This window comes from Vibrio sp. A8-1, from assembly GCF_013048685.1.
Taxonomy (GTDB): Bacteria; Pseudomonadota; Gammaproteobacteria; order Enterobacterales; family Vibrionaceae; genus Vibrio; species Vibrio metschnikovii.
Window position 1 is genome coordinate 44,072 of sequence record NZ_VHTC01000012.1, and the last position, 21,605, is coordinate 65,676.

A 21,605-nucleotide genomic window follows, 5' to 3' on the forward strand; every position below is an offset into this window, starting at 1 on the left:
TCGGCTTAACCCACAGAGTAATCTAAATGACTTTTTTGGCACTTAGTGCCTGTGCGACGACGGTAGGGACAAAGCCATCCACATTGCCACCATGAATCGCAACTTCACGGACGATAGTCGATGAAATAAAAGCGTATTGTTCAGATGGCGTTAAAAAGACGCTCTCTAATCCCGGCATTAAACGACGATACATATTGGTCAGGCCAAATTCGTATTCAAAATCTACTGTGGTTCGTAGACCGCGGATCAACACGTTAGCTTGCTCTGCGCGAGCAAAATCGACCATCAAGCCGCTAAAGCCTTTGCTGGTTACGTTCGGTAAGTGCTGAGTCACTGCTTGAGTAAAGGTTACTCTTTCATCAAGGGTGAACATGGTATTTTTACTTGGACTTGCCGCGACAGCAATGATCACCTCATCGAACATGCTGGCTGCACGCTCAACAATATCAAGGTGTCCATTGGTGATAGGATCGAAAGTGCCGGGATAAATAACCCGAGAAATACGTTTTTGGCTCACGGTCGTGTTCTCATCTGTGAAAGCGGAGTTATCTGCCTAATAATGAATGAAAAAAAGCCAGATGTTGTTTAGCGCTGGCTTGGCAAGAGAAATCATTAATCATGCGTTGTTGTGCGCGCATCCCCATTTGTAGACGTTGTTGTGGTGCTTGATAGAGAACGCGAACTTTATCTGCAATGGCGGTTGGGTTTTGTACTGGAACAATAAAACCACTTTCACCATCAACCAATAATTCTTTACCGCCGCCCGTTGTGGTTACAATGGAAGGAATACCCATCGCCATAGCTTCAATAATAGTTTTAGGTAGCCCTTCACCACTAATCGAAGGTTGAATTTGTACAGAGCTAGAAGCTAACAGCTCAGGAACATCGCTTCGGTAGCCGAGAAAATGAATACGTTCAGACATCCCACTTTGCTCAGCTAAGGCTAAATGTTGTTCAGTTTGCATGTCACGTCCTACAAGCAGTATATGCAGATTCACTAAATCAGCCAGTTGTTTTGCACTTTCAAGCAAGATATGGACACCCTTACTCGGCCGAGCATTGGCAATACAAATGATGCAAAATGCATCGTTAGGTAATCCTAATTCTTTCAATGAAGCAGGCTGAGCTTGATACCAAGCAATATCATGCCCTTTGTAAATTGTGACCACGCAGTCTTGATGCTTCCACACTCGTTTTTTTACGTCATCAGTAACGGCTTGTGCCACACAGCTGATACCATCAACTCTGGGGTGTAAATGGGTTAAATAGGCACTGGGGTCATGACGATATAATCCACCGACCGTTCCTCGATACGTCACCAATTTGGTCTGTTTAAAGCCGATACAAGCAAAGGCAGCATTGGGAATGGTTTTTGAATTCATGGCATAGACAATATCATAGTGATGAGCGTGTAACTCTGTACGCAGCCTTTTGATGGTCTTCCAGCAGATTTTTTTACTGGGATAAGCATCAATCACCTTGATACCGCTGTCACGAAAACGGGCTACATACGGTGCATTGCCTTGAGTCATTATCGTAAGTTGATGGCCTAATTTAACCATTTCAATGAACATTTCAGCTTCTGGACGAACGCTATTCCATGCATCTTTGTAAGAGCTAAAAATTAAAATTCTCATGTATATCTTACCTTTATGGTGTCCGCTTTATTTTCGTTAACTTTCAGTTTTTATGAACAGCAAGCATTGCTTTTCATTATTTCTGAGTAGAGCGTGTGATAACGCTGTGCAGTTTGTTCAATCTGAAAATCGCGTAACTTTTTCTCTCGTCCAATGGTTAATACGTCAACAAGATTTGGATCATGACGAACTTGCAAAATAGCCTGCGCTAATTCTTGGGCATCTCCGGGGGTAATTAATAAGCCAGAAACACGGTCTTCAATGATGTCTGGGATCCCTCCGGCTCGACTACCCACGACAGGTAACCCACTACCCATTGCCTCTAAAATCACAGAGCCTAACCCTTCACTGTAAGAGGGATGGATAAGCATATCAGCAGCAGCAAACCAATCACCCATATTGTTCTGCTTACCCATGAAATGAACATTTGTTAAACCTTTGGCTTGCTGTTCTAATGCTGGACGCTCTTTTCCATCTCCCAACAAAGCGAAATGAATGTCCGATTCTGAGTCCATTAATAGGCGAGCGGCTGCAAGCGTAACATCAAAACCTTTGTGATGAAGCATATTCGCCGCATGAATAACTAAGAATGGATGAGAAAATTGTTCACGAATACGAGAGACTTGTTGCTGATTAATGGGATAACGAACTGGTGAGCTTGGGATGGTGACCACCTTTTTCAGCGGGTAGCGTAATAAAATTTGTCGACAAATTTCCTGACTTAACCCGACTAATGCGCTAGCCGAGCAGTAAGCTTGAGCTGCAAACCATCGTTCACTGAGAGGATTATCAATTCGACGAGTGATGATATAGGGTATTTTATACAACTGATATTGTAACCAAGCCCAATAAATCGCTCGTCCTTCGTGTACATGAATTAAATCTGAATCTTGTGTAATAGCTTTTCCGTGCTGAGTTAAAAAGTGTTTACAAGCAATTAATCGACAAGGTAGTTCTTTTACTCGTGAGTAAAAAAGACTTTTGGGGTTAGCAACAACGGTAAGTTGGTAACCTAACTTAATCTGCTGTTGAATCAGTAGTAGTGTTTGATTCTCACCACCATGATAACCAGAGGCGAGATTAACATGACAAATTTTCATGAGCGCTCTCTTTTTTGCTGGCGGACATAATCACGCAACCAAAGGTCTGCATAACGAGTAAATGTGGTGTTAGCACTTAAAATCGCCAGTAATAGTCCATGCCGCCCATCTAAAAAACCACGTTTTAGAATATACATTTTAAAAAAACGGAAAAAGCCATGTAATACCGCGCCAGTTAAGGTTGCGGATTTTTTACCTTCTCGTTGATCAACCCACGCTTTCATATAATGCTGAGTTTTTGCTGTGTATTGTGGTAGATACTCAAAAGTGTAGTGCTGTAAATAACCAGATAGAGACTTGAGTGTTAGATGAGAGGGAATTTCAACGCTTTCGTGCACTAAAGCCGTGTTATATTGTGTTTCACGAGTCCGATAAAGGCGAGTAACCCAATCAGGTGACCAGCCAGAATAATGAATTTGTTTACCAAAGGCCGTAGTTAAGCGATCGATCTGATACACAGTGTTGGGTTTATCATGTTTTACGGCTTGTAAAATACTCGCTTTCAATTCTGGAGTGACTCGCTCATCGGCATCTAGCCATAGTACATAATCTGCAGTTATGTAGGATTGGGCTAAACGGCGCTGAGGTCCGAAGCCTTGCCAGTCTTTGTTCACAAAGAACTTGTCAGTAAAGCGACGAGCAATCGATTCTGTTGCGTCCTCACTACCAGAATCAAGAATAACAATCTCATCAACCCAATCAGCGACTGTCTCGAGGCAAGCTTGTAAATGTTTTGCTTCATTTTTGACGATTAAGGCGACAGCCAACGTCGGAGTGGATTTAGTCATTAAGTACTACACCTTTCATCATATGTTCAAATCTTTCAATCACTACAGATACAGTGATCTGTTGCATCAAATCCGTGCCTTTGGCCCGCGTGCTCCAAGCCAGCTCACTGAGAGGTTTTGCCTGTTGCTTAGTCACGTTATCCTCATAGACGCTGACGACATCCTCAATATTAAAATAAGGGCCTGTGCGTTTGGGGTTACTGTGCGCATACAAGCCTAACACAGGCGTGCCTTGGGTTGTTGCAATATGAGCCGGCCCTGAATCAGGAGCAAGTACTAACTTAGCTTCACCCAGTACAGCAGTTAACTGTTTTAAGCTGGTTTTGCCTACCAAATTGATGACCGGCTGAGTCATTAATTCTGAGATTGTTGCTGCTAATTGAACTTCTCGTGGTGCAGGCGACCCGCATAGCACCACTTGATAACCTTGAGTGGTGACATAATCGGCAAATTGGGCATAACGCTCGGTTAACCAATTTCGTTCATCTTTACTGGCAGCAGGACAAATCACCACACTTGGCTTATCGTGTAATTGTTGACGAGCAAAAGCTCGTTCTGGCTCGCTAATCGGCATTGACCACGTTGGGGCTGTGCGAGGTACACCGAGATACTCAACAAAGGCTAAAAAACTGTCTAAGACGTGAGTAGATTGATGATCAGCAATTTTACGGTTCGTAAATAACCACTGACCTTCTTTCGCTCGTTGGCGATGAAAGCCGACTTTGTATTGAGCGTGAATCCCTAACGTCAGTAAGCTGGCTCGCAGCGCAAGCTGCATATGGATAAGGGCATCAAATCGTCGACCTTTTAACTGTCGCCAAACCGCTTTCATGCCGGCGAAGCCCGCTTTTTTATCGAAGATGATCAGCTCGATATTGTTTAAGCCTTGCAATAACTGGGCTTCAACTTTGCCAATGATCCAAGTCACTTTGGTGTCTGGCCAGTGTTTTTGCAGAGCTTGAACGGCGGCGACGGCATGACAGACATCACCTATCGCCGAAAGGCGTAAAAAACAGACAGACTGAGGTGGTGAAGAAAACAGGGGCATGGAAAAAGCTCACTCATTAATGAGCCTAAATTATGCAGAGTCTGCCGATAAATGTAAAATAAGCCTTTTTGAATCCACCATAAAATGAGAGATATTCATCATGCAACCTCCCTTTAGCGGAAAACCTGGCGCAACAGGATTACGCCGCGTCATCAACGCGACCGGTTATTCATGGCAAGGGTTAAAAGCAGCTTTTCAACATGAAGCGGCTATTCGCCAAGAGTTGCTACTGTTGGTGATTGCTGGAGCGATTCTGTGCTTGCTCGATTTACCTGCATTGGAACGATTATTGATGTTCTCTAGCGTGGTATTAGTGCTGATCGTGGAATTGCTTAACTCAGCGATTGAGGCGGTGGTGGATAGAGTCGGTTCTGAGCGTCATGAGCTGAGTGGACGTGCGAAAGATATCGGCTCTGCGGCGGTAATGGTGACATTATTACTAGCCGGACTAATATGGACGGTGCTGCTCTATACTCATTATTTATAAGTCTATGAAGGATAACTCATGATGATTAAGCAATGCTCGCTTAAGCAGCAAATGATTTGGTATGACGATCAATGGGTTAGTGAACCACTCCACGATCTCTTTGATGTGGCTTATTGGCACGCTGAACAAAAAATCATTGGCAGTGCTAAGGGGCGAGGAACGACGTGGTTTGTTGCTATGCAGCATATAGAGGCGGCGTTGCGTCATTACCGTCGTGGTGGATTATTTGGCAAGGTAGTTAGCGATCAATATTGGTTTCAAGGATGGCATAAAACGCGCAGCTATGCTGAATTTCATCTGTTGGCACATTTACGTCAACAAGGTGTGAATGTACCCCGCCCAATAGCCGCGCGAGCGGTTAAACGCGGACTGGTTTATCAAGCCGATTTATTGAGTGAAAAAATCACCAATGCCCGTGATCTAGTGGCGATTTTGCAGGAGAACCCGCTCGACGAGCGACATTATTTTTTAATAGGTCAACAGATTGCCAAGTTACATAGCGCCCAAGTTAATCATACCGATCTCAACATTCACAATATTTTAATCGATGATCAAGACAAGGTATGGATCATCGATTTTGATAAATGCCATCAGCAACCCGGTGAACATTGGAAAGAAGCGAATTTACAGCGTTTGCTGCGCTCTTTTCACAAAGAGCAGCAGCGATGTGGTATTCACTGGCAAACGCAGCAATGGCAATCACTATTAGCGGGCTATGTCTCTTAATTTGTAGAGAAAATAACCGCTACGGTTTTTTCTAGCGCGCCACGATTGGCTGCGACTACTTGCGCGGCCTTTTGCCCCTGCGCCTGTGCCGCATCAGGGTGATTGAATAGCTCAATCAGGGTGTGAGCGATCTCTTGAGGGGAAGCGCAAAGGCGTAGCGCATTCGCCGTTAATAAAGCCTCTGTCACCTCACTGAAATTATAATAACTGGGACCGTTAAGTATCGGTTTTGCTAACGCTGCTGGTTCTAGCGGGTTGTGCCCTCCGACTTTATTACCCAATAAGCTCCCAGCCATAAAGCAAATATCCGCACTACCAATCAAGGTCAGCATCTCACCCATGGTATCTCCAAGATAAATCTGAGTCTTTACGGTTGTTGGCTCTGTTCGTCGACTTAAAGTAAAACCTTCAGCTCTACAAAGTTGTGCGACCGTATCAAAACGTTCTGGGTGGCGTGGTACAAGGATCAGCAAAGCGTCTGGGTAAATAGTCAATACTTGCCGATGAGTGACCAAGCAAAGTTCATCTTCACCTTTGTGGGTACTTGCGGCGATCCATATTGGGCGATGTGGACCCAACTGTTGACGAAGCTGCTGACCGGCTTGGATTACCTCATGATTGATATTTAGATCAAACTTTATTGAACCCGTGACCATGACTTTTTCTTTTGCAACGCCTAATCGTAAAAAGCGTTCTGCGTCACTTGGGTATTGGCATAACAGCTTAGTGATATGAGACGCTAGTTGATCAAAAACCACTTGAAATCGTTGATATCGCTGACAAGATCGTTCAGAAAGACGAGCATTAATTACGGTGATCGGAATCGATCTTTGAGCAACACAGCGTAGGGTATTCGGCCATAATTCCGTTTCTATGATCAGCAGCTGACTTGGTTGGACCACGTTTAAAAATCGACGCACACAATAGGAAAAATCCAACGGCATATAGCGATGTTCAACCAGATTGCCTAATTTGGCAATTTGTTGCGCACCGGTACTGGTAGTTGTGGTAACAATGATCGATTGCTGTGGATTATGTTGTTTAATCGCATGGATAATTGGTGTGGCGGCTATTGATTCACCGACGGATACAGCATGAATCCAAATCGGACTTTCTGAGCTATTGAGTTTTGGTGTTCGCCCAAAATGTTCTGGCCAACGAGAACCAAAAGGTGGTTTACCTGGCTTACTTTTATACAATGAACGAAGCATAAAAGGCGCTGCGAGTAATAGCAGTGTACTGTATAGCCAGCGAATCAACACGTTATAGCTCCACACTTGACGACTCAAAGGTCTGCAAGGCCATAATCACTTGTTGTGGTGCTAACTCAGTTAGGCACTTTAAATGGCCATAAGGGCATTCACGTTTAAAGCAAGGACGACACTCTATGTCTGTATGGACAATAGCACTTTTCTTCGCTAAAGGAGGCGTGTAATGCGGGGAGGTTGAGCCATAAACACCGATAACCTGACAGCCGGCAGCCCCAGCCACGTGCATTAACCCCGAGTCGTTACTAATCACGGTTTGGCAGCAAGAGAGTAAGTCAACGGCTTCAATTAAGCTGGTCTTTCCAGCCAAATCAACCAAGTTGGCTCTAAGTATTTCCGGAACCTGTTCAATAATCGCTTGAGTCGTCACGCTGTCTTTTGCTGAACCAAATAACCATACCTGCTTACCTTGCTGCAGCAAATAGGTGGCAACTTGGGCGTAATGAGCGGTTGGCCACTGTTTGGCGGGGCCAAATTCGGCGCCAGGGCAAAGGCCAACGGTATCACCTTGCGATAAAGAAAACTTTCTAGCGGTAGTTTGCTGCTGCTCTGGTGTAATGGTCAATTTAGGCTTTGGCAGCTTATCTAAACCCCCTAAAGCATCAGAGCCAGTCATGGTTGATTTATCGTAAGCCAGTGCGACATAACGCTCGGTCATATATTGGAACTGCTTTTTATTGCTCCGAAGATCGTTTAAAAGACCATAGCGCATCTCTCCCTTCCAGCCTGTACGTACAGGGATACGCGCAAACCAAGCGATCAGAGCTGATTTAGCCGAATTAGGTAGAACGTAGGCGTGATCATATTGACCACGTAGGGATAGCCCAAGAGCTCGACGAGCAAAAAAATTAAATTCGCCATGGCCAAAAGGCAGTTCTAATGCGCGATGGACTTCAGGCATCCGTTCTAAAATCGGTTTACACCACGCGGGAGCCATAACATCAATCAAAGCATTCGGATACTGCTGTTTAAGGGTGATATATAAACATTGCGACATCACCATATCGCCCACCCAAGATGGGCCAATGATTAGAATACGATTCATAATTTTCGCGTTAACCTTAGACTACAGATGGCTCTTGCTTCAAGAAAGCATAGTACTCATCAGGAACACCACAAAAAATAACTTCATCGCGTTCAATTAAGTGGTAATGGATCTGTTTACCTTGCTGAATCAAGTAATTGTATAACGGAGCCACATAAAGCTCGCCTTTTTCCCACTGCTCTGGGGGTAAAGCGAGATAATGTTGATAAGTATCGCGATAGTCTTGCAGTGATGCGAAGTAATAGAGACCTGTGCAACAAAGTTGTGAAATGGGTCTTTTTTCTGCAGTCTCAATGACTTGTGTTGAAGTCGCTGATTTTGGACGAACAAACGACCAATTGTCACCTTGGCCATCAAAGACTTCCAGATAGCCATCCCAGTGGGAGAGTTCGGTGGGAAAAACAAACCCCGGTCTAAAGGTATCGATATTAAAAATGGTGAGTGATTGTGCTTGATCACTCTCGCCCTCAATACCGATAAAGACCGTTTCTGCTTGACCCCGAGTTTCTTGGGTCAACAACTTGACACTAAAGGATCGAATGCCCAATGTTTGTGCCTGTTGATTGACAAATTCGACCGTATTGTCGACATCTCGGACAATAAATAAAAAATGTTCACTTTGAAAGTAATGTTGAAAGCTACTGACAGCATGCTCAAAAAGAGTTTTTCCATGAGCATCTAACATATATTTGGGCTTATCAAACCCAGCTTTAAAAAAGCGAGAACTGAGTCCAGCCATCGGGATCACAATCATTACTTTGCCTCTAACATGCAGTTATAAAGTCGAAACGCATTGGCCAATAAAGCGTTTTGTCGAGAAAGATCATCACTATGTAGGGGGAGCATCGATAAAAACAATTGAATTTGCATCGCGTAGAGTGTCTTAGGAGTCAATTGGTAGTCGGCACAGAGTGTGTCCAAAAAGAGCTGCTGTACGGTAGAGAGATGATCAGTATCCGCCAGTGAAAACTCAATCGTATACTTATTGATATCCACGCGATAATACCCAGCAATGATCCAATCGTACAAACCAATCACTGAATGACAAACCTTAGCAATATCATACTCGACATGCCCATAAATAGTAGGTTGATTATCTGCCGTCATGCCTCGAGGGTCGATGACTTTAATTCTATTTTTACGAAAGTCATACAAAATATTACTAAAGCAAAAATCACCATGCATGACGGTCGCCACTTGACTTATTGGCAAGTGCTGCAAAGACGCCTCATGTAACGCCTTAAGACTTAAGCGTGTGTGTTGATTATAAGTCCAAGGGTGTGTCCAATCGAATTGTCGTTCTTGGCAGAACTGCGCCAATCTCTGCTCAGTTTTGCTAGCAAACAGTGTTTCTAACGAATCGACAACCGCGTTTTTAGGCGCCGTTATTGAGTGGCAGGCAGAAAGAAAAGTACGCATTTGCAGTAAAATTTGTCGCCATGTCATTTCTGGTAAGCGAGCAAAAACAAACAATTCATTTAAGGCATTGTGATACAGATACTCTAAACGATATGCCATTTTACCATTCTTGGTACTTTCGCCCAGAAACTGTGGGGAAAAATGTTTTAGCGTATTCGGTACCTGTTGAAACCAAAGCGATTCCGCCATGATTTTATGTTCTTTTACACTACTTTTTTCTATCCAGTCAGGGGTTATCGTGAGTTCATTGAACGCCCTTTGCGTTGTATATTCAGCTTTAGAGCGATAGTAAGTATTTACATGGCCGAAATCGAGCCAATCATTAGACTGACGGACTTGAATGCCGAGAGTTTTGTGGTAAACGTTTAATGCTTGTAAGAAGTTCCAATGGGTTTGACTTAAACAGCGGATTAACGTGCGCGGTGATGAAAAGTTAAAAAAGCCACTAACCACCTGACTCTGACTCGTCAAATCGCGGTCTTCTGTTGCTAGCCATTGGGAGTTGTTTTCATCAATCGTTGCCCAGTTATAACCACTATCCACTTGAGCAATGGTAATCACGTCTTTTTGTGTGGGAGGTGTCAGTAATGTATCACCGTAGAGAATGCTCAGATCCGTATCAAAAGATTGAGAGGTTAAGGCTAAAGCTGCCATTAGCGATTCGCCCAAAGAGAGATCGTCAGGGAGTGCTAATAATTCGACGTCGTGCGCCGTTAACCATTGTTTATCGAATGCTTCTACCTGATAGGACTGAGGGATAGAAAGATAAATTCGTTTACCTTTAGGTACTAGGGCGACTTGGTGCTGGAAAAGTCGTCGATTTCCTAAAGGAAGAAAGGCGGGCGGGATCATCCCAAATTCAGCACGAAGATCTTGCCCTACATAAGCACCTGACATAATTAGGAACATGAGTGGCGTTCCTTTTTGAGTAAATCATTAATAGCATCGACACTCAAAGTGGCAAATTCAGAAGGGCGAATGGCGCGATCATCAATATAAAAACCCTCTTGACCACACCACGGCTTGCCGACCAGAATTTCATCATACGGAACTTGGTGTTTGTCGAGCCATTCGGTAATAATTGGTAAAGTATGGATATTGATTTTGCCGACATTTCCCTCATAAGTGCGCATATTTCTTGCGGTGGAAATGGTGATACTAAACCCGAGAGCTTGGTATTCACGTAAGCGTTCAATCACTGCTAGATTAGGAGAAACACAACGATAATCAGAGGTATTTGCGTTAGTAATAGTGCCATCGAGATCAACAATCAGCCTTTTCATATTAAACGTAATAGTTGTTTTAGGTAAAGTTATGATAGCATTCGTCTGGCGTTTTTTGTAGTAATTAGAGAGTGGACAATCGTAAAAATGAAAATTGCTTTTATTATAACGGGAAGTAACACAACAAGCATTTATATTGTGACTCAAGATGTTATAAATTACCTTAGAGAAAAAGGTCATCAAGTAGATGTTTTTTTTACCGATCTTTCACATCTGCCTCTAGATAGTCATCAAAAACACATTAATAGGAAGAATATATTCCAATCAAAAATTAAAAATTTATTGTTTAGACTTTTAAAGAATTTTATAGGTCGACATGTTTTTGAGTATTTAACCAGTGGGATAATTATAGATAAAAATAAACAATTGTTTAAAGGTTATGATTGTATCTTTGTTCATGGAGCTGTTAGTATTAATTTTAGATGTTTAAAACTTCCTCATTTTATTGTGTTACATAGTTGTAAATATGAGAACTTCCTATCTCGTAGGAGTTGGTTAACTAAACCGTTATATAAATTATTATATCAGTCAGTATATGACAATAAGAATTTGTTAACAGTATCTAATTCAGCTAGCTATGATATAATTGAAAAAATGGATGTTAAGCCTCGTAGTATTGAAACTATATACAATGGTTTTGACTTTGATAGAATGATCAGTAAGGCTAAAAAAGGAATAACAAAAAATGTACCTGAAAAATTTATTATGGCAGCAGGTCGCCCAGATCATACAAAACGATTTGATATATTATTAAAAGCGTATGCTAAAACAAAGCAAAATCTTCCTTTAGTAATTTTTGGTGAAGGAAGAAAATTAAAAGAACTAAAAAAATTTGCCGTCGATCTTGGTATCCAAGATAAAGTAATATTTTGGGGTTTTTGTGATAACTTATTACCGTATTTTAAACAAGCTAGCTTATATGTATTAAGTTCAGATGTTGAGGGATTACCTACCGTTATTATTGAGAGTATCGCTATTGGAACTCCAGTAGTGGCCACAGATGTTGGCGGAGTTAGAGAGATATTAGGCCATCGTTTACAACATTGTGTAGTACCGCGTCGAGATATTGATACATTAGCAAGGAAAATCGATGAAATTCTAGATAATCTACCAGAAGTTAGTGTAGAAGATATTAACTTTTTGGATTATCGTTCCATTGGTAAAAGATACGAAGAGTTAAGTGAGAGAATGCGTGATGGACTTTAGTGATATTACTGTTGTAGTACAAGGCCCTGTACAAACTTTTCAAGATCGGCCTCAGGAGCCAAATATTACACATAAATGTGTAAGTTCAGTGCGAGAGCATTTACCTGGAGCGAAGATTATTCTGTCGACATGGCCTAACCAAGATCTGACGGGGTTAGACTATGATAGATTAGTTATCTCTGACGATCCAGGCATCAATATACGTCAATTTACGATTCAAGGAAAACCTCAAGCTTATAATAATAATCGGCAAATCGTGTCATCAAAAGCGGGTCTTGAGCAAGTCGTGACCCCCTACGCAGTTAAATTAAGAAGTGATAATTATTTAACCGGTAATCATTTTGTTGAGCTGCAACAGCAATATAGAAAGCGCTCTCAAGAGTACGCTTTTTTTAAAGAGCATGTAGTAGTGAGCGATGTTTTTACTCGACGTTATGCGAAAGGGTTTCCGGTTGCTTTTCATATTAGTGATTTCTTCTATTATGGACGAACGGAAGATGTACTGGCCTTATGGGATATTGCCTTATTTGAAGACTTTCAACCCACCGAAGCGGTGCCGATTAATAACGGCTTTCCTGATTTTGTGATTGATTGTACTCAGGCTCTATTTTTAGCAGCGATTCAAAAATTTGATTCAAGTCTTGCTCTAAATAGCTTGCTCGATAACAATCAAGAGAAATTATTAAAATCAGAAAAAGTGGTTGCTAATAATTTAATCGTCGCCTCACCACGTCGGATTGGATTGGGACTGTGTCAAAAGTTTTTAGGCACAGCAAGGGTATCAAGACGCAGTGGGAAGGTTGCCCATGTGCAGTTCTTTGAGTGGCAAAAATGGTATCAGCGGCATTGTGATCCTAGTATGGTAATAGAGAACTACACTATGAAAGCCATAAAATTATTTATGATGCGTTGTTTATATATTTTCCCCCATCGACCTCAAACAAAAATTAAAATACTGAAAAGAAAATTTGGAAATATATTTAGGTGAGATTTTATATGTGACTAACTATAGGTTGTTAGTAAATATAATAGATTTTGAGTCCAATGTTGGTCTCTCATTATTTTTAATGAGAGGCGTTTTTAATTTTTATATTTAACTGGTTTTTCTCATGCTTGATAAGGGGACCATAAAAAGTATATAAATATAAATAGTTTGACTGTGATTTAATGGCACATCTGTTAAACCTGCAATAAAATATAAAGATGAGATGCCCACTATTAATGTGGTATAGTCACTTTTATAATAGATACTAGTGACAATCGGTGATAAATATAATAAGATAATAAAGAAAACACCAATCAATCCGTATTTAACCATAAAGTCAATTAGCTGATTGTGATAATGTTGAGGTTGGAATTTTAATAGGTCATTACTGACTTTTCCTGTGTCGTATAGTTTATTTAAAATCGATTGATGTTGACCTCCTACACCAAACAACAAGTTTTCCTGTGCAATGAAATAAGATGCTTTCCACATTTGTAATCTCAAACCAATCGATGTGTTTAGATTTCCCTTTTGTATTTCGTGGATTTCACTAATCGTCTCTTGTGCTCTATCTAAGATAGGTTCTTTAAATAGGTATAAAATACTAATACCACTAATAAATATAATTGAAATATACTTCCATAATTTCTTTGATCTTAAAAATTGACATATAATCATAGCGAAAGTCGCTACTACTAATGCAAGCCAAACACCTCTAGATAAACTTAAAATAATAGATGTAGTTGATAATATAATAATTATTATTGCTAGAGATGTTTGTTTTTTATCATGATCTTTTATTATAAAATAAATACCAATTAGAAATAGTGTAGAGCAAAATGTTGCGTATGGTATAACATTGACCAACCCTGCTGAACGTGAGTGATCTAGATAAAAAGATTGATACACACTATTAAAAAATAGACATCCGGCCCCAAGGGTTGCTAAAAAAAGTAAGTTTTTATTTGATAGTGGTGGTATGAAAAACATAACTAAAACCGCAGAGAGAAAAGCCCGCAATAAACTCGGACTTCCATCTTGTATTGAATACGAAATAGAAAGATAAATAGCTAATAGAGCACATATCCATAATACGGGATTTTTAATGTTTTCTTTTAGATGTTTAATATTATAGAAAATTATCGATATTATAATAGCTAGGAGACAGAAAATAACCATTTTCTTATCACCATTAGGAATGAAATTAATGCCCGCCATTAAAAATAGATAAGGTGAAAATATCAAAGTTTGAACAATATATGCTTTCATTATTTTCATAGTTTAAACCGATGAATTATAAGGATTAATATCTGAATCAGGGCGTGTTTTTAACAAACGTAAAATCCACATATATTGCTCTGGACGTTCGGTGACATACGCTTCAATACACTCATTCATCATTCGTGCGTCTTGTTGTTCATCACCTGTTGGGAATGGCAGGGGGGGATAAAAATCCAGTTCATAACTCCCGGTGTCAGTGTTAAACATCGCGAAAAGAGGAACAATTTTCGCTTTACTAAGGCTTGATATGCGGCCCAGCCCAGCAATGGTCGCTTTTTGAGTGGCAAAAAAATCGACAAACACACTGTGCTCACGGCCTAAATCTTCATCGGGTAAGTAGTAGCCTAAATAACCGTCTTTACGAACCGACTTTATAAATGGCTTAATGCCGACGCTACGATCGTAAACTCGCCCACCGTATTGCACACGCTGTTTATGCATCAACCAATCGGAGAGTAGATTGCTCTGGCTTTTTGCCATTGCTGAAACTGGTAATCCACGTGAAGCAAGCAAAATGGCCGGAATATCAATTGACCAAGTGTGGGGGACGAGAAGAATCACGTTCTCACCCTTTGCTAGTACCTGTTCAACATGCTCCAAACCACGCACGGTCGTTTGTTTTTCTAGCCACTGTTTACTTCTGAGTGTTGTCGAAGCAAAACTCATCAAAAACATCGTTGAAGTGACGTACATTTTGCTCAGAATAGCTTCACGTTCAGACTCCGTTTTATCTGGAAAGCACATCGCCAAATTCACTCTGGCGCGGTTATTGGCTTTACTTTTCACGTTAACGGCCAAACGAGCAAGTCCGTGGGCGATGGTACGTTTAAAGCTGGTAGGTAGAAAACTGATCAGACAAGCGATGAGGATCGCTAGCCACGTACCCCAGTAACGAGGGTGAAAAAAACGCCATTGAAACGTTGGATTATAGGCGTATTGATCAAAGTCATTGCGCGGTAAAGACATAAACTACCCAGTATAAAAACGAGAATATTGTTTGAATTATCAGAAAAGTATAGCAGCTCCCTACAGTACGGAACAGAAACAATCTAACAAAATGATAGGCAATGCTCTCTATAACGTTACGATATAAAAGGCGCCGTGATGGTCGCGGCGCAATTGTTGCACCACGACTATGCAAGAGTAGAAGTAGAGGCTAAATAGCACTAGAGACTAATCACTTCCGAACAAATCACGGGTATACACTTTACTAGCACAATCTTTAAGATCATCGGTCATACGGTTAGAGACAATCACATCAGCCGCTTGCTTAAACGCATTTAAATCGTTGATCACTTGTGAATGGAAGAAATGACTCTCTTTGAGTACCGGCTCATAGACAATCACTTCAATTCCTTTGGCTTTTAAGCGTTTCATGATCCCTTGAATACTTGAAGCGCGGAAATTATCCGATCCTGTTTTCATGATCAGCCGATAGATACCAACCACCTTGGGATTACGTTTTAGTATTGAATCAGCAATAAAGTCTTTGCGAGTACGGTTGGCATCGACAATCGCGCCAATAATATTATTCGGTACCGCTTGATAATTGGCTAAGAGCTGTTTGGTATCTTTGGGTAGACAATAGCCGCCATAGCCAAATGAAGGGTTGTTGTAGTGGTTACCAATTCGCGGATCCAATCCAACCCCTTCAATAATTTGTCGGCTATCTAAGCCATGCACTTCAGCATAAGTATCGAGTTCATTAAAATAAGCCACACGCATCGCCAGATAGGTGTTGGAGAACAATTTTACCGCTTCGGCTTCGGTGGAGTTGGTCAACAATACAGGAACCTGATCTTTGATCGCTCCTGCCAATAATAGATTGGCAAACACCTGCGCCCGCTCACTCTGCTCACCGACAATAATGCGAGAGGGATACAAATTATCGTATAAGGCTTTTCCTTCACGCAAAAATTCAGGCGAAAAGAGAATGTTCTCACACTGGAACTGCTGTTTAGCTTGCTCTGTATAACCAACCGGAACGGTAGATTTAATGACCATCACCGCATTAGGATTTATCGCCATCACATCACGAATCACCGCTTCAACAGAGGCGGTATTGAAGTAGTTGGTCGTTGGGTCATAATCTGTTGGCGTGGCAATAATCACAAAATCAGCGTCTTGATAAGCTTCGACTTTATCAAGAGTGGCAACAAAATTAAGATTTTTGTTACGCAGGAAATCCTCAATTTCGTGGTCAACAATGGGCGATTGCTTTTGGTTAAGCATCGCGACTTTTTCTTCAATGATATCAACGGCAACTACCTGATTGTGTTGAGCGAGCAACATGGCGTTTGATAAGCCCACGTAGCCTGTTCCTGCAACGGCTATTTTCACAGTATCATCCTCTCTCAACAAATTAATGATTAATGATTGCCATATACTCAGCGACACCTTCAGCAACGGTTTTGAACGTTATATCACAACCTGCGGCGCGTAATTTGGTTAAATCTGCTTGCGTATATTCTTGGTAAGCGCCTTTTAGATGCTCAGGGAAGGGAATGGTTTCTACTTGCCCTTTTCCATGATGCTTAATGACGGCCTTGGCGACTTCGTTGAAAGATTCAGCGTTACCGGTACCGCAGTTAAAAATGCCTGATACGCCACTGTCCATAAACCATAAATTGACCGCTGCAACGTCGCCGACATAAACAAAATCGCGTTTAAAGTGTTCGCTACCCGCAAACAGTTTTGGATTTTCCCCAGCGTTCATTTGATTGTTTAAGTGAAAAGCGACCGAGGCCATTGAACCTTTGTGCTGCTCACGTGGGCCATAGACGTTAAAGTAACGAAAACCGGTGATTTGCGAGAGCTTCTCTTTATGCTCGGCAGCGTCTTGCCATAGGCGGCGGACATAGTTATCAAATTGCTGCTTGGAATAACCGTAAACGTTTAATGCACCTTCATATTGGGGTTCTTCAATAAAGGTATCGGTATCGCCATAGGTGGCCGCCGAGGAAGCATAAAGGAAGGGGATTTCACGGTCGAGGCAGTAATGCAGTAGCTCTTTAGAGTATTCATAGTTATTGAGCATCACATATTTGCCATCCCACTCGGTCGTCGCAGAGCACGCACCTTCATGAAATACGGCGTCAATATGCCCGAAATCATCCCCGGCCATAATCTGGGTCAGAAAATCATCACGATCCATATAGTCGGCAATGTTTAAGTCGACTAAGTTTTTGAACTTACGGCCATTTTTCAAATGGTCTACCACTAAGATATCATTAATGCCGCGTTCATTCAGGGCCTTGATAATATTGCTGCCAATCATGCCAGCACCGCCAGTGACGATGATCATAACCTGTTCTACCTTATGCTAAAAAGTCTCACAAAATAGTAGCAGGAAAGGGGGAGGTGGGGAAGGTTTAGGAATCTAGGACCTAGGTTCATAGGCCCTAGAACCTAGAACCTAACCCTCAACTCCCATCGGTCTTTAGCCATACCCAAGTATAAGGATGACGCTTGAGCTTATCTTGGAAATCCTGCTGGGCCGCGATATTTTTGAGTAGTGGAATAGCGTCTATTGAGACATCTGAAGATTTTATTTTTCTAGGATCTAACTCTTGATGTTGATATAAAAACGCCTCGCGAACTTCAGGAGATTGACTGACAACAAAAGATACACTCGTAGTTTTTTGCGCTAAACCATTATCTGTATACGAGCGGTCGAATTTTAACATCGGTACTGTCGCCTTGATGGGCGTATAGAATACTTGTCTTAGTGAGCCTTCGTCATCAGATATGGAATCTGCACTTAAAAATATCCGTTGAATTCCATCATTAGGCAATAGATTACCTTTATTGATAGTTAGGCACTGATGAGTAGAATGAGTTAAACAACTCCCTAAAGTTGGAGTGTTCGCCATTGGTAGTGGATCTAATACTTTATCGGCTCTGAGACTAGTACCTTGATTAGTAGTACCTTGAGCGACGTGTTGCAGCCCCCAGTAGAGAGGATTACCATTAGGGTCTTCTTGGCCTTCTAAATAGAGATAGTAATTGTCATCACCAATCTTCTTAACCTCAGAGTTAGGGGCAGAACCTGAGAGAGCGTAGCTGAATGTCGAATTTATGGTTTCATGATTAATGATCAGTGGTTGCCATAAATAAGCATAATTAGCGCTGGATAAGATTTGTTGACCATTAACAAATAAAAATGCATTTTCAATATTCAAATGACTGTCTATTGACCAATGAGAACCTTGCAACTCGACAGGATCAAGCTTTAATTCCGCTCCTCTTTTTCCTCTATTATCAAAAGCCGTAAACTTAAAGCCAATAGGCTGCTTCAGTTTAGAGCCTTCACTATCAGTCTTATATTGCATTGCTAATAAAGTACGAACTTGCGAATCAAAGTTAATTTCTGTAGTACCAGTAACGTTCTGTTTGTATTGTTGAGTTAGGTTATCCAGAGTTTGATAAACAGTATTAAAACCGGAATAAAAAGGGGATGGGGGAGAAATAATCGGGTCGATAAAGCCACCAACGGATTTAACTTGAGGATTAGTTCCGGTTAAGCATGTAGCGATATTCCCTTCGGTATAGACAGCAAAAGAATCGGGTAATACAGATTTTGAGAAGGTAGTTACGTTAGCTTCTGGACGTAAAGGCTCAAAGATTGCAAAACTCAAATACCCATCATTGGGGATTTCATTTTGGGCAAATTGTAATTGTGTAGTGTTTAAATCACTGCCTCGATAGTGCTTGCGTAGGCTACCATCAGCATAATGAATGAATACCTCGTATTGTACTCTAGGGAGATCTGTTGGCTGGGTGCGATAAGCGATAATTTTCTCATCTCTCTCTGGAATATCTTCAAATAGTTGGCAATTATCAGTAGTAGCTTTAGTTGCAGTTACGGTCTGAGTACCCAAAAAACTAATCGTATAATTTTTTACCGGTGGTGGCGTTGGGTTGCCCGAGTTGCCGCTCTCTCCGCCGCCACAGCCGAATAGGGTAAGGGCGATAGCGCTGGTTATAATTTGTTTTTGCATCGTATGAAGTCTCTGAATGTCGCCAATTGACGTTGCTGAATCTCATTGATGAAAATAAAGCAAAAATCGGGCCATGAAAAGAGCTTAGGGCCTAGGACCTAAGCTCTAGGAAAAGTAGGTCCTAGGAAAAGCAACCCTAGAACCTAGAACCTAGAACCTAGAACCTTCTATCGACTCACCGGCTTTTCATACCACGGGCTTCTTGCGTCAGTCATACCAAATAAACTATGTTGGCGACCGAGCATTTGCCCACCATCGCGTTGAATTGGCATCCAACTGATCGCCGCGCGGTTGGTATTATGTTTAGCGGTCATCATTTCTAGTGGGACTGAGATATAAAAGCCTTTAGTAAAGCTCCCTTCACCAAATTCATCAGCAGAGAGGTCGGTTTTTGCCGCGAAAGCGCCGACAATCACGCCACTGGCAAACTGTTTTGAAAACTCGACGGTCACGCCAATATCTTCTGCCAAATAACGTCCAGCACTGATTTTTAATAAGCTGTTATCCAGTAACGACCAAAATTGCGGCTGCCAATATAATGTGGCATGGCCAGTGGCAGTACCGGTTTGCACTCGATAGTCTCGGTCAAATGTTTTATCGTAATGAGTTTCATCACGGTAAATCCCAAAGGCGGATCCCGCTTCCCGCTGTGCGACGTAGTTAATATCAACCCCAAATGCCCAGTTGTCATTAAGTGGTCGATAGAGCCATTCGGTTCCGACACCAGCAAACATGTTTTCTAAATAACCACCATAGAACTGGTTATACACACCACGACCTAAGTTATCAAAGTAAGTTAACTGAGCATGGTTAACTCGTATCGTGTCTTCTAAATACTCTCGACTGAGCGTGCGAACGCGTTTTAAATCGGTACCATCGGGTGGCACGGTATAGTTAAATTTGTCGTAGTTATCGTAAATATTGCCGTATAAGCTGCCAGACAGTAGCCAGTGATCATTTAAGCGCCAACTGGCATCGGCGCGCACACCAATCGCATACAGATAAAAATTTTCAGAGCCACCAAACGATTGTTGCAATACTGGCGCGAGTCCAAAGTCCCATGCTTTATCTTGATGCGTATGTTGTTCGCCGACAATCGGCGACGGCTCTTGCAGTGTGCTGGCATCACCAATATGGCTACCAATATAGGCTTGGTTCAGCACTTGATGAGCTTGCTCACGGTTAATGACGACTTCAGTTAATGGCTGTTGATTACGCGTTTCAATGATCAGCAGTTCATCGGTATCAATGCCACTATTAAGCACAACGCGCGCCACTCGTTCATGAGCTTCTTGGCGATCTCGATAGCGCTTTTGCTCGCCTGTCACTGTCACCGCGTTATCACTTTGGTAGAGCCTTACCGATTGATAACCGGCAACTTGAGCCACTTCTTCGGTCAAGGCTTGCCACTCTTCATTGCTGAGCTGAGTGCGAGGTTGATTTGGTTGATAAGCGGGTTTAGGTTCATCAAGCCACAATGGTTTAATATAAGAGAAATTGCTGTGCAGCCTAACCCCTAGATTAACCGTATTACCGCGCTCATAACTAAGGCGCACACTGGCCCAATCGGTCATCGCATAATTAAGCCCAACATTCCATGGCGTTGATTGGATCATTGAGGTTTTGCCTCTTTCAACCGGAAAATCACTGCGATAATCATTACCATCGTATTCGATTTTTAAGGTCAACGGCTGATAAGGAGTCTGATATTCAATGCCACCAAACAGAGCCATGCAGCCGGTAAACATGCGTTCTACATCAAAACTGCCCCCATTCGCTTTATAGTTAGTGTCTCGGCCACAGTCTACAGATAACGATTTATCGCCACGTAAATTCGCTCGATTACCAAGATAGCCCCAGCCCACCCCAAGAGTGAAATCAAGTGGTCCCCAGCGTTTACTGGCTGCTAGGTATTCACCATCGAACAGTCCTGTACCTGCAAAATCTTGAAAGCCAACGGAAATTTGAGGTAGCCAATAGCTCTCTTCTAGCAGGCGCACCTTCATATCAAACGATTTATCGGTGTATTTGGTATTGCCGCTAAAAGAGGGGTCTTCGCTATACAACAGGTCGTGCGCTTGGGCGTAACGAGCGGTGGTTTCTAACCATGGAAAAAGCTGGACAGAAACGGTATAGAAATCATAGACATCGTTATGGTTAAAGCCAACGCTAAATTCCCCTTCCGGCTGCATGCGCGCGCTGGGCATTTGCATTAATCCAGTGCCACCAAAATTCGATTGTGTATACTGATGTGCGGTGGCGGGGAGGGCCAGCAATAAGACACCGGTGTAGCTTAAATATTTAAAGAAACCGTTAGTTAACATCATCATGG

General features: G+C 42.0%; 20 protein-coding genes. 4 read left to right on the forward strand and 16 right to left on the reverse strand.

Annotation, left to right across the window (positions count from 1 at the left end; all coding sequences use genetic code 11):
- Nucleotides 1-22 precede the first annotated feature (22 nt).
- Genes coaD through FKN93_RS08680 form a run of 5 tightly spaced genes read right to left on the reverse strand, consistent with a single transcriptional unit; the run spans nucleotide 23 to nucleotide 4,573 of the window.
- A complete protein-coding gene (gene coaD, locus FKN93_RS08660; RefSeq protein WP_004397467.1) occupies nucleotides 23-517 on the reverse strand; it encodes a pantetheine-phosphate adenylyltransferase in 495 nt (164 codons plus the stop codon).
- 28 nt (nucleotides 518-545) lie between these two features.
- Nucleotides 546-1,637 carry a glycosyltransferase family 4 protein gene (locus FKN93_RS08665; protein ID WP_170904897.1) on the reverse strand — a complete coding sequence of 364 codons (1,092 nt, stop codon included), beginning with the start codon at nucleotides 1,635-1,637 and terminating at the stop codon, nucleotides 546-548.
- 50 nt (nucleotides 1,638-1,687) lie between these two features.
- Nucleotides 1,688-2,737: a glycosyltransferase family 4 protein gene (locus FKN93_RS08670; RefSeq protein ID WP_170904898.1), complete on the reverse strand. Its 1,050-nt coding sequence runs from the start codon at nucleotides 2,735-2,737 to the stop codon at nucleotides 1,688-1,690.
- On the reverse strand, nucleotides 2,734-3,525 hold the full coding sequence (locus tag FKN93_RS08675) for a glycosyltransferase family 2 protein (RefSeq protein ID WP_170904899.1): 792 nt from the start codon (nucleotides 3,523-3,525) through the stop codon (nucleotides 2,734-2,736). Before FKN93_RS08675 ends, FKN93_RS08670 begins: the two co-directional genes overlap by 4 nt.
- Nucleotides 3,518-4,573: a glycosyltransferase family 9 protein gene (locus FKN93_RS08680; RefSeq protein WP_170904900.1), complete on the reverse strand. Its 1,056-nt coding sequence runs from the start codon at nucleotides 4,571-4,573 to the stop codon at nucleotides 3,518-3,520. Before FKN93_RS08680 ends, FKN93_RS08675 begins: the two co-directional genes overlap by 8 nt.
- A gap of 100 nt (nucleotides 4,574-4,673) precedes the next feature.
- Here FKN93_RS08680 and FKN93_RS08685 point away from each other — a divergent pair, with 100 nt between their 5' ends.
- Both FKN93_RS08685 and FKN93_RS08690 read left to right on the forward strand, forming a co-directional pair.
- Nucleotides 4,674-5,060, forward strand: a complete 387-nt coding sequence (locus FKN93_RS08685) for a diacylglycerol kinase (RefSeq protein WP_170904901.1) — start codon at nucleotides 4,674-4,676, stop codon at nucleotides 5,058-5,060.
- Between the two features lie 21 nt (nucleotides 5,061-5,081).
- Nucleotides 5,082-5,786, forward strand: coding sequence for a 3-deoxy-D-manno-octulosonic acid kinase (locus FKN93_RS08690; RefSeq protein ID WP_170904941.1), 705 nt, complete (start codon nucleotides 5,082-5,084; stop codon nucleotides 5,784-5,786).
- Here FKN93_RS08690 and waaA read toward each other — a convergent pair.
- The 5 genes from waaA to FKN93_RS08715 are packed head-to-tail and all read right to left on the reverse strand — an operon-like array spanning nucleotide 5,783 to nucleotide 10,801.
- Nucleotides 5,783-7,048 (reverse strand): lipid IV(A) 3-deoxy-D-manno-octulosonic acid transferase, encoded by a 1,266-nt coding sequence (gene waaA / locus FKN93_RS08695; protein ID WP_170904902.1) that lies wholly within the window; start codon nucleotides 7,046-7,048, stop codon nucleotides 5,783-5,785. The two genes, FKN93_RS08690 and waaA, sit on opposite strands and share 4 nt — an antisense overlap.
- A 1-nt stretch (nucleotide 7,049) precedes the next feature.
- Nucleotides 7,050-8,099 (reverse strand): lipopolysaccharide heptosyltransferase II, encoded by a 1,050-nt coding sequence (gene waaF / locus FKN93_RS08700; RefSeq protein ID WP_158137622.1) that lies wholly within the window; start codon nucleotides 8,097-8,099, stop codon nucleotides 7,050-7,052.
- A 16-nt stretch (nucleotides 8,100-8,115) separates the two neighbouring features.
- Nucleotides 8,116-8,853, reverse strand: a complete 738-nt coding sequence (locus FKN93_RS08705; protein WP_170904903.1) for a glycosyltransferase family 2 protein — start codon at nucleotides 8,851-8,853, stop codon at nucleotides 8,116-8,118.
- The gene (locus FKN93_RS08710; RefSeq protein ID WP_170904904.1) at nucleotides 8,853-10,427 is read right to left on the reverse strand and encodes a phosphotransferase; all 1,575 of its coding nucleotides are present in this window, start codon (nucleotides 10,425-10,427) and stop codon (nucleotides 8,853-8,855) included. Before FKN93_RS08710 ends, FKN93_RS08705 begins: the two co-directional genes overlap by 1 nt.
- A complete protein-coding gene (locus FKN93_RS08715) occupies nucleotides 10,418-10,801 on the reverse strand; it encodes an HAD hydrolase family protein (protein ID WP_170904905.1) in 384 nt (127 codons plus the stop codon). The genes FKN93_RS08710 and FKN93_RS08715 overlap by 10 nt, the downstream gene beginning before the upstream one ends.
- Nucleotides 10,802-10,888: 87 nt before the next feature.
- Here FKN93_RS08715 and FKN93_RS08720 point away from each other — a divergent pair, with 87 nt between their 5' ends.
- Nucleotides 10,889-12,007: a glycosyltransferase gene (locus tag FKN93_RS08720; RefSeq protein WP_170904906.1), complete on the forward strand. Its 1,119-nt coding sequence runs from the start codon at nucleotides 10,889-10,891 to the stop codon at nucleotides 12,005-12,007.
- Nucleotides 11,997-12,995 carry a WavE lipopolysaccharide synthesis family protein gene (locus FKN93_RS08725; protein WP_170904907.1) on the forward strand — a complete coding sequence of 333 codons (999 nt, stop codon included), beginning with the start codon at nucleotides 11,997-11,999 and terminating at the stop codon, nucleotides 12,993-12,995. Before FKN93_RS08720 ends, FKN93_RS08725 begins: the two co-directional genes overlap by 11 nt.
- A 105-nt stretch (nucleotides 12,996-13,100) precedes the next feature.
- On the opposite strand, the gene FKN93_RS08730 is transcribed toward FKN93_RS08725, so the two are convergent.
- The 6 genes from FKN93_RS08730 to FKN93_RS08755 form a co-directional block, all read right to left on the reverse strand.
- Nucleotides 13,101-14,270, reverse strand: a complete 1,170-nt coding sequence (locus tag FKN93_RS08730) for an O-antigen ligase family protein (protein ID WP_170904908.1) — start codon at nucleotides 14,268-14,270, stop codon at nucleotides 13,101-13,103.
- Nucleotides 14,271-14,273: 3 nt separating this feature from the next.
- Nucleotides 14,274-15,239, reverse strand: a complete 966-nt coding sequence (gene lpxM / locus FKN93_RS08735; RefSeq protein ID WP_170904909.1) for a lauroyl-Kdo(2)-lipid IV(A) myristoyltransferase — start codon at nucleotides 15,237-15,239, stop codon at nucleotides 14,274-14,276.
- A 207-nt stretch (nucleotides 15,240-15,446) separates the two neighbouring features.
- On the reverse strand, nucleotides 15,447-16,613 hold the full coding sequence (locus FKN93_RS08740; RefSeq protein WP_170904910.1) for a nucleotide sugar dehydrogenase: 1,167 nt from the start codon (nucleotides 16,611-16,613) through the stop codon (nucleotides 15,447-15,449).
- A 22-nt stretch (nucleotides 16,614-16,635) separates the two neighbouring features.
- The gene (gene rfaD, locus FKN93_RS08745) at nucleotides 16,636-17,577 is read right to left on the reverse strand and encodes an ADP-glyceromanno-heptose 6-epimerase (RefSeq protein WP_170904911.1); all 942 of its coding nucleotides are present in this window, start codon (nucleotides 17,575-17,577) and stop codon (nucleotides 16,636-16,638) included.
- A gap of 118 nt (nucleotides 17,578-17,695) precedes the next feature.
- Complete coding sequence (locus FKN93_RS08750; RefSeq protein WP_170904912.1) at nucleotides 17,696-19,273, reverse strand: hypothetical protein; 1,578 nt, start codon at nucleotides 19,271-19,273, stop codon at nucleotides 17,696-17,698.
- Between the two features lie 167 nt (nucleotides 19,274-19,440).
- Entirely contained in the window at nucleotides 19,441-21,603 is a 2,163-nt protein-coding gene (locus FKN93_RS08755; protein ID WP_170904913.1) for a YjbH domain-containing protein, read from the reverse strand.
- Nucleotides 21,604-21,605: the final 2 nt, after the last annotated feature.

What these genes read in the sequence shown, in the direction of transcription:
- FKN93_RS08665 (WP_170904897.1), bottom strand. Translation starts at nt 1,637, where the DNA reads ATGAGAATTTTAATTTTTAGCTCTTACAAAGATGCATGGAATAGCGTT.
- FKN93_RS08720 (WP_170904906.1), top strand. Translation starts at nt 10,889, where the DNA reads ATGAAAATTGCTTTTATTATAACGGGAAGTAACACAACAAGCATTTAT.
- FKN93_RS08690 (WP_170904941.1), top strand. Translation starts at nt 5,082, where the DNA reads ATGATTAAGCAATGCTCGCTTAAGCAGCAAATGATTTGGTATGACGAT.
- FKN93_RS08725 (WP_170904907.1), top strand. Translation starts at nt 11,997, where the DNA reads ATGGACTTTAGTGATATTACTGTTGTAGTACAAGGCCCTGTACAAACT.
- FKN93_RS08750 (WP_170904912.1), bottom strand. Translation starts at nt 19,273, where the DNA reads ATGCAAAAACAAATTATAACCAGCGCTATCGCCCTTACCCTATTCGGC.
- FKN93_RS08685 (WP_170904901.1), top strand. Translation starts at nt 4,674, where the DNA reads ATGCAACCTCCCTTTAGCGGAAAACCTGGCGCAACAGGATTACGCCGC.
- FKN93_RS08730 (WP_170904908.1), bottom strand. Translation starts at nt 14,270, where the DNA reads ATGAAAATAATGAAAGCATATATTGTTCAAACTTTGATATTTTCACCT.
- rfaD (WP_170904911.1), bottom strand. Translation starts at nt 17,577, where the DNA reads ATGATCATCGTCACTGGCGGTGCTGGCATGATTGGCAGCAATATTATC.
- waaF (WP_158137622.1), bottom strand. Translation starts at nt 8,099, where the DNA reads ATGAATCGTATTCTAATCATTGGCCCATCTTGGGTGGGCGATATGGTG.
- lpxM (WP_170904909.1), bottom strand. Translation starts at nt 15,239, where the DNA reads ATGTCTTTACCGCGCAATGACTTTGATCAATACGCCTATAATCCAACG.
- FKN93_RS08680 (WP_170904900.1), bottom strand. Translation starts at nt 4,573, where the DNA reads ATGCCCCTGTTTTCTTCACCACCTCAGTCTGTCTGTTTTTTACGCCTT.
- FKN93_RS08710 (WP_170904904.1), bottom strand. Translation starts at nt 10,427, where the DNA reads ATGTTCCTAATTATGTCAGGTGCTTATGTAGGGCAAGATCTTCGTGCT.
- FKN93_RS08755 (WP_170904913.1), bottom strand. Translation starts at nt 21,603, where the DNA reads ATGATGATGTTAACTAACGGTTTCTTTAAATATTTAAGCTACACCGGT.
- FKN93_RS08705 (WP_170904903.1), bottom strand. Translation starts at nt 8,853, where the DNA reads ATGATTGTGATCCCGATGGCTGGACTCAGTTCTCGCTTTTTTAAAGCT.
- FKN93_RS08675 (WP_170904899.1), bottom strand. Translation starts at nt 3,525, where the DNA reads ATGACTAAATCCACTCCGACGTTGGCTGTCGCCTTAATCGTCAAAAAT.
- FKN93_RS08670 (WP_170904898.1), bottom strand. Translation starts at nt 2,737, where the DNA reads ATGAAAATTTGTCATGTTAATCTCGCCTCTGGTTATCATGGTGGTGAG.
- FKN93_RS08715 (WP_170904905.1), bottom strand. Translation starts at nt 10,801, where the DNA reads ATGAAAAGGCTGATTGTTGATCTCGATGGCACTATTACTAACGCAAAT.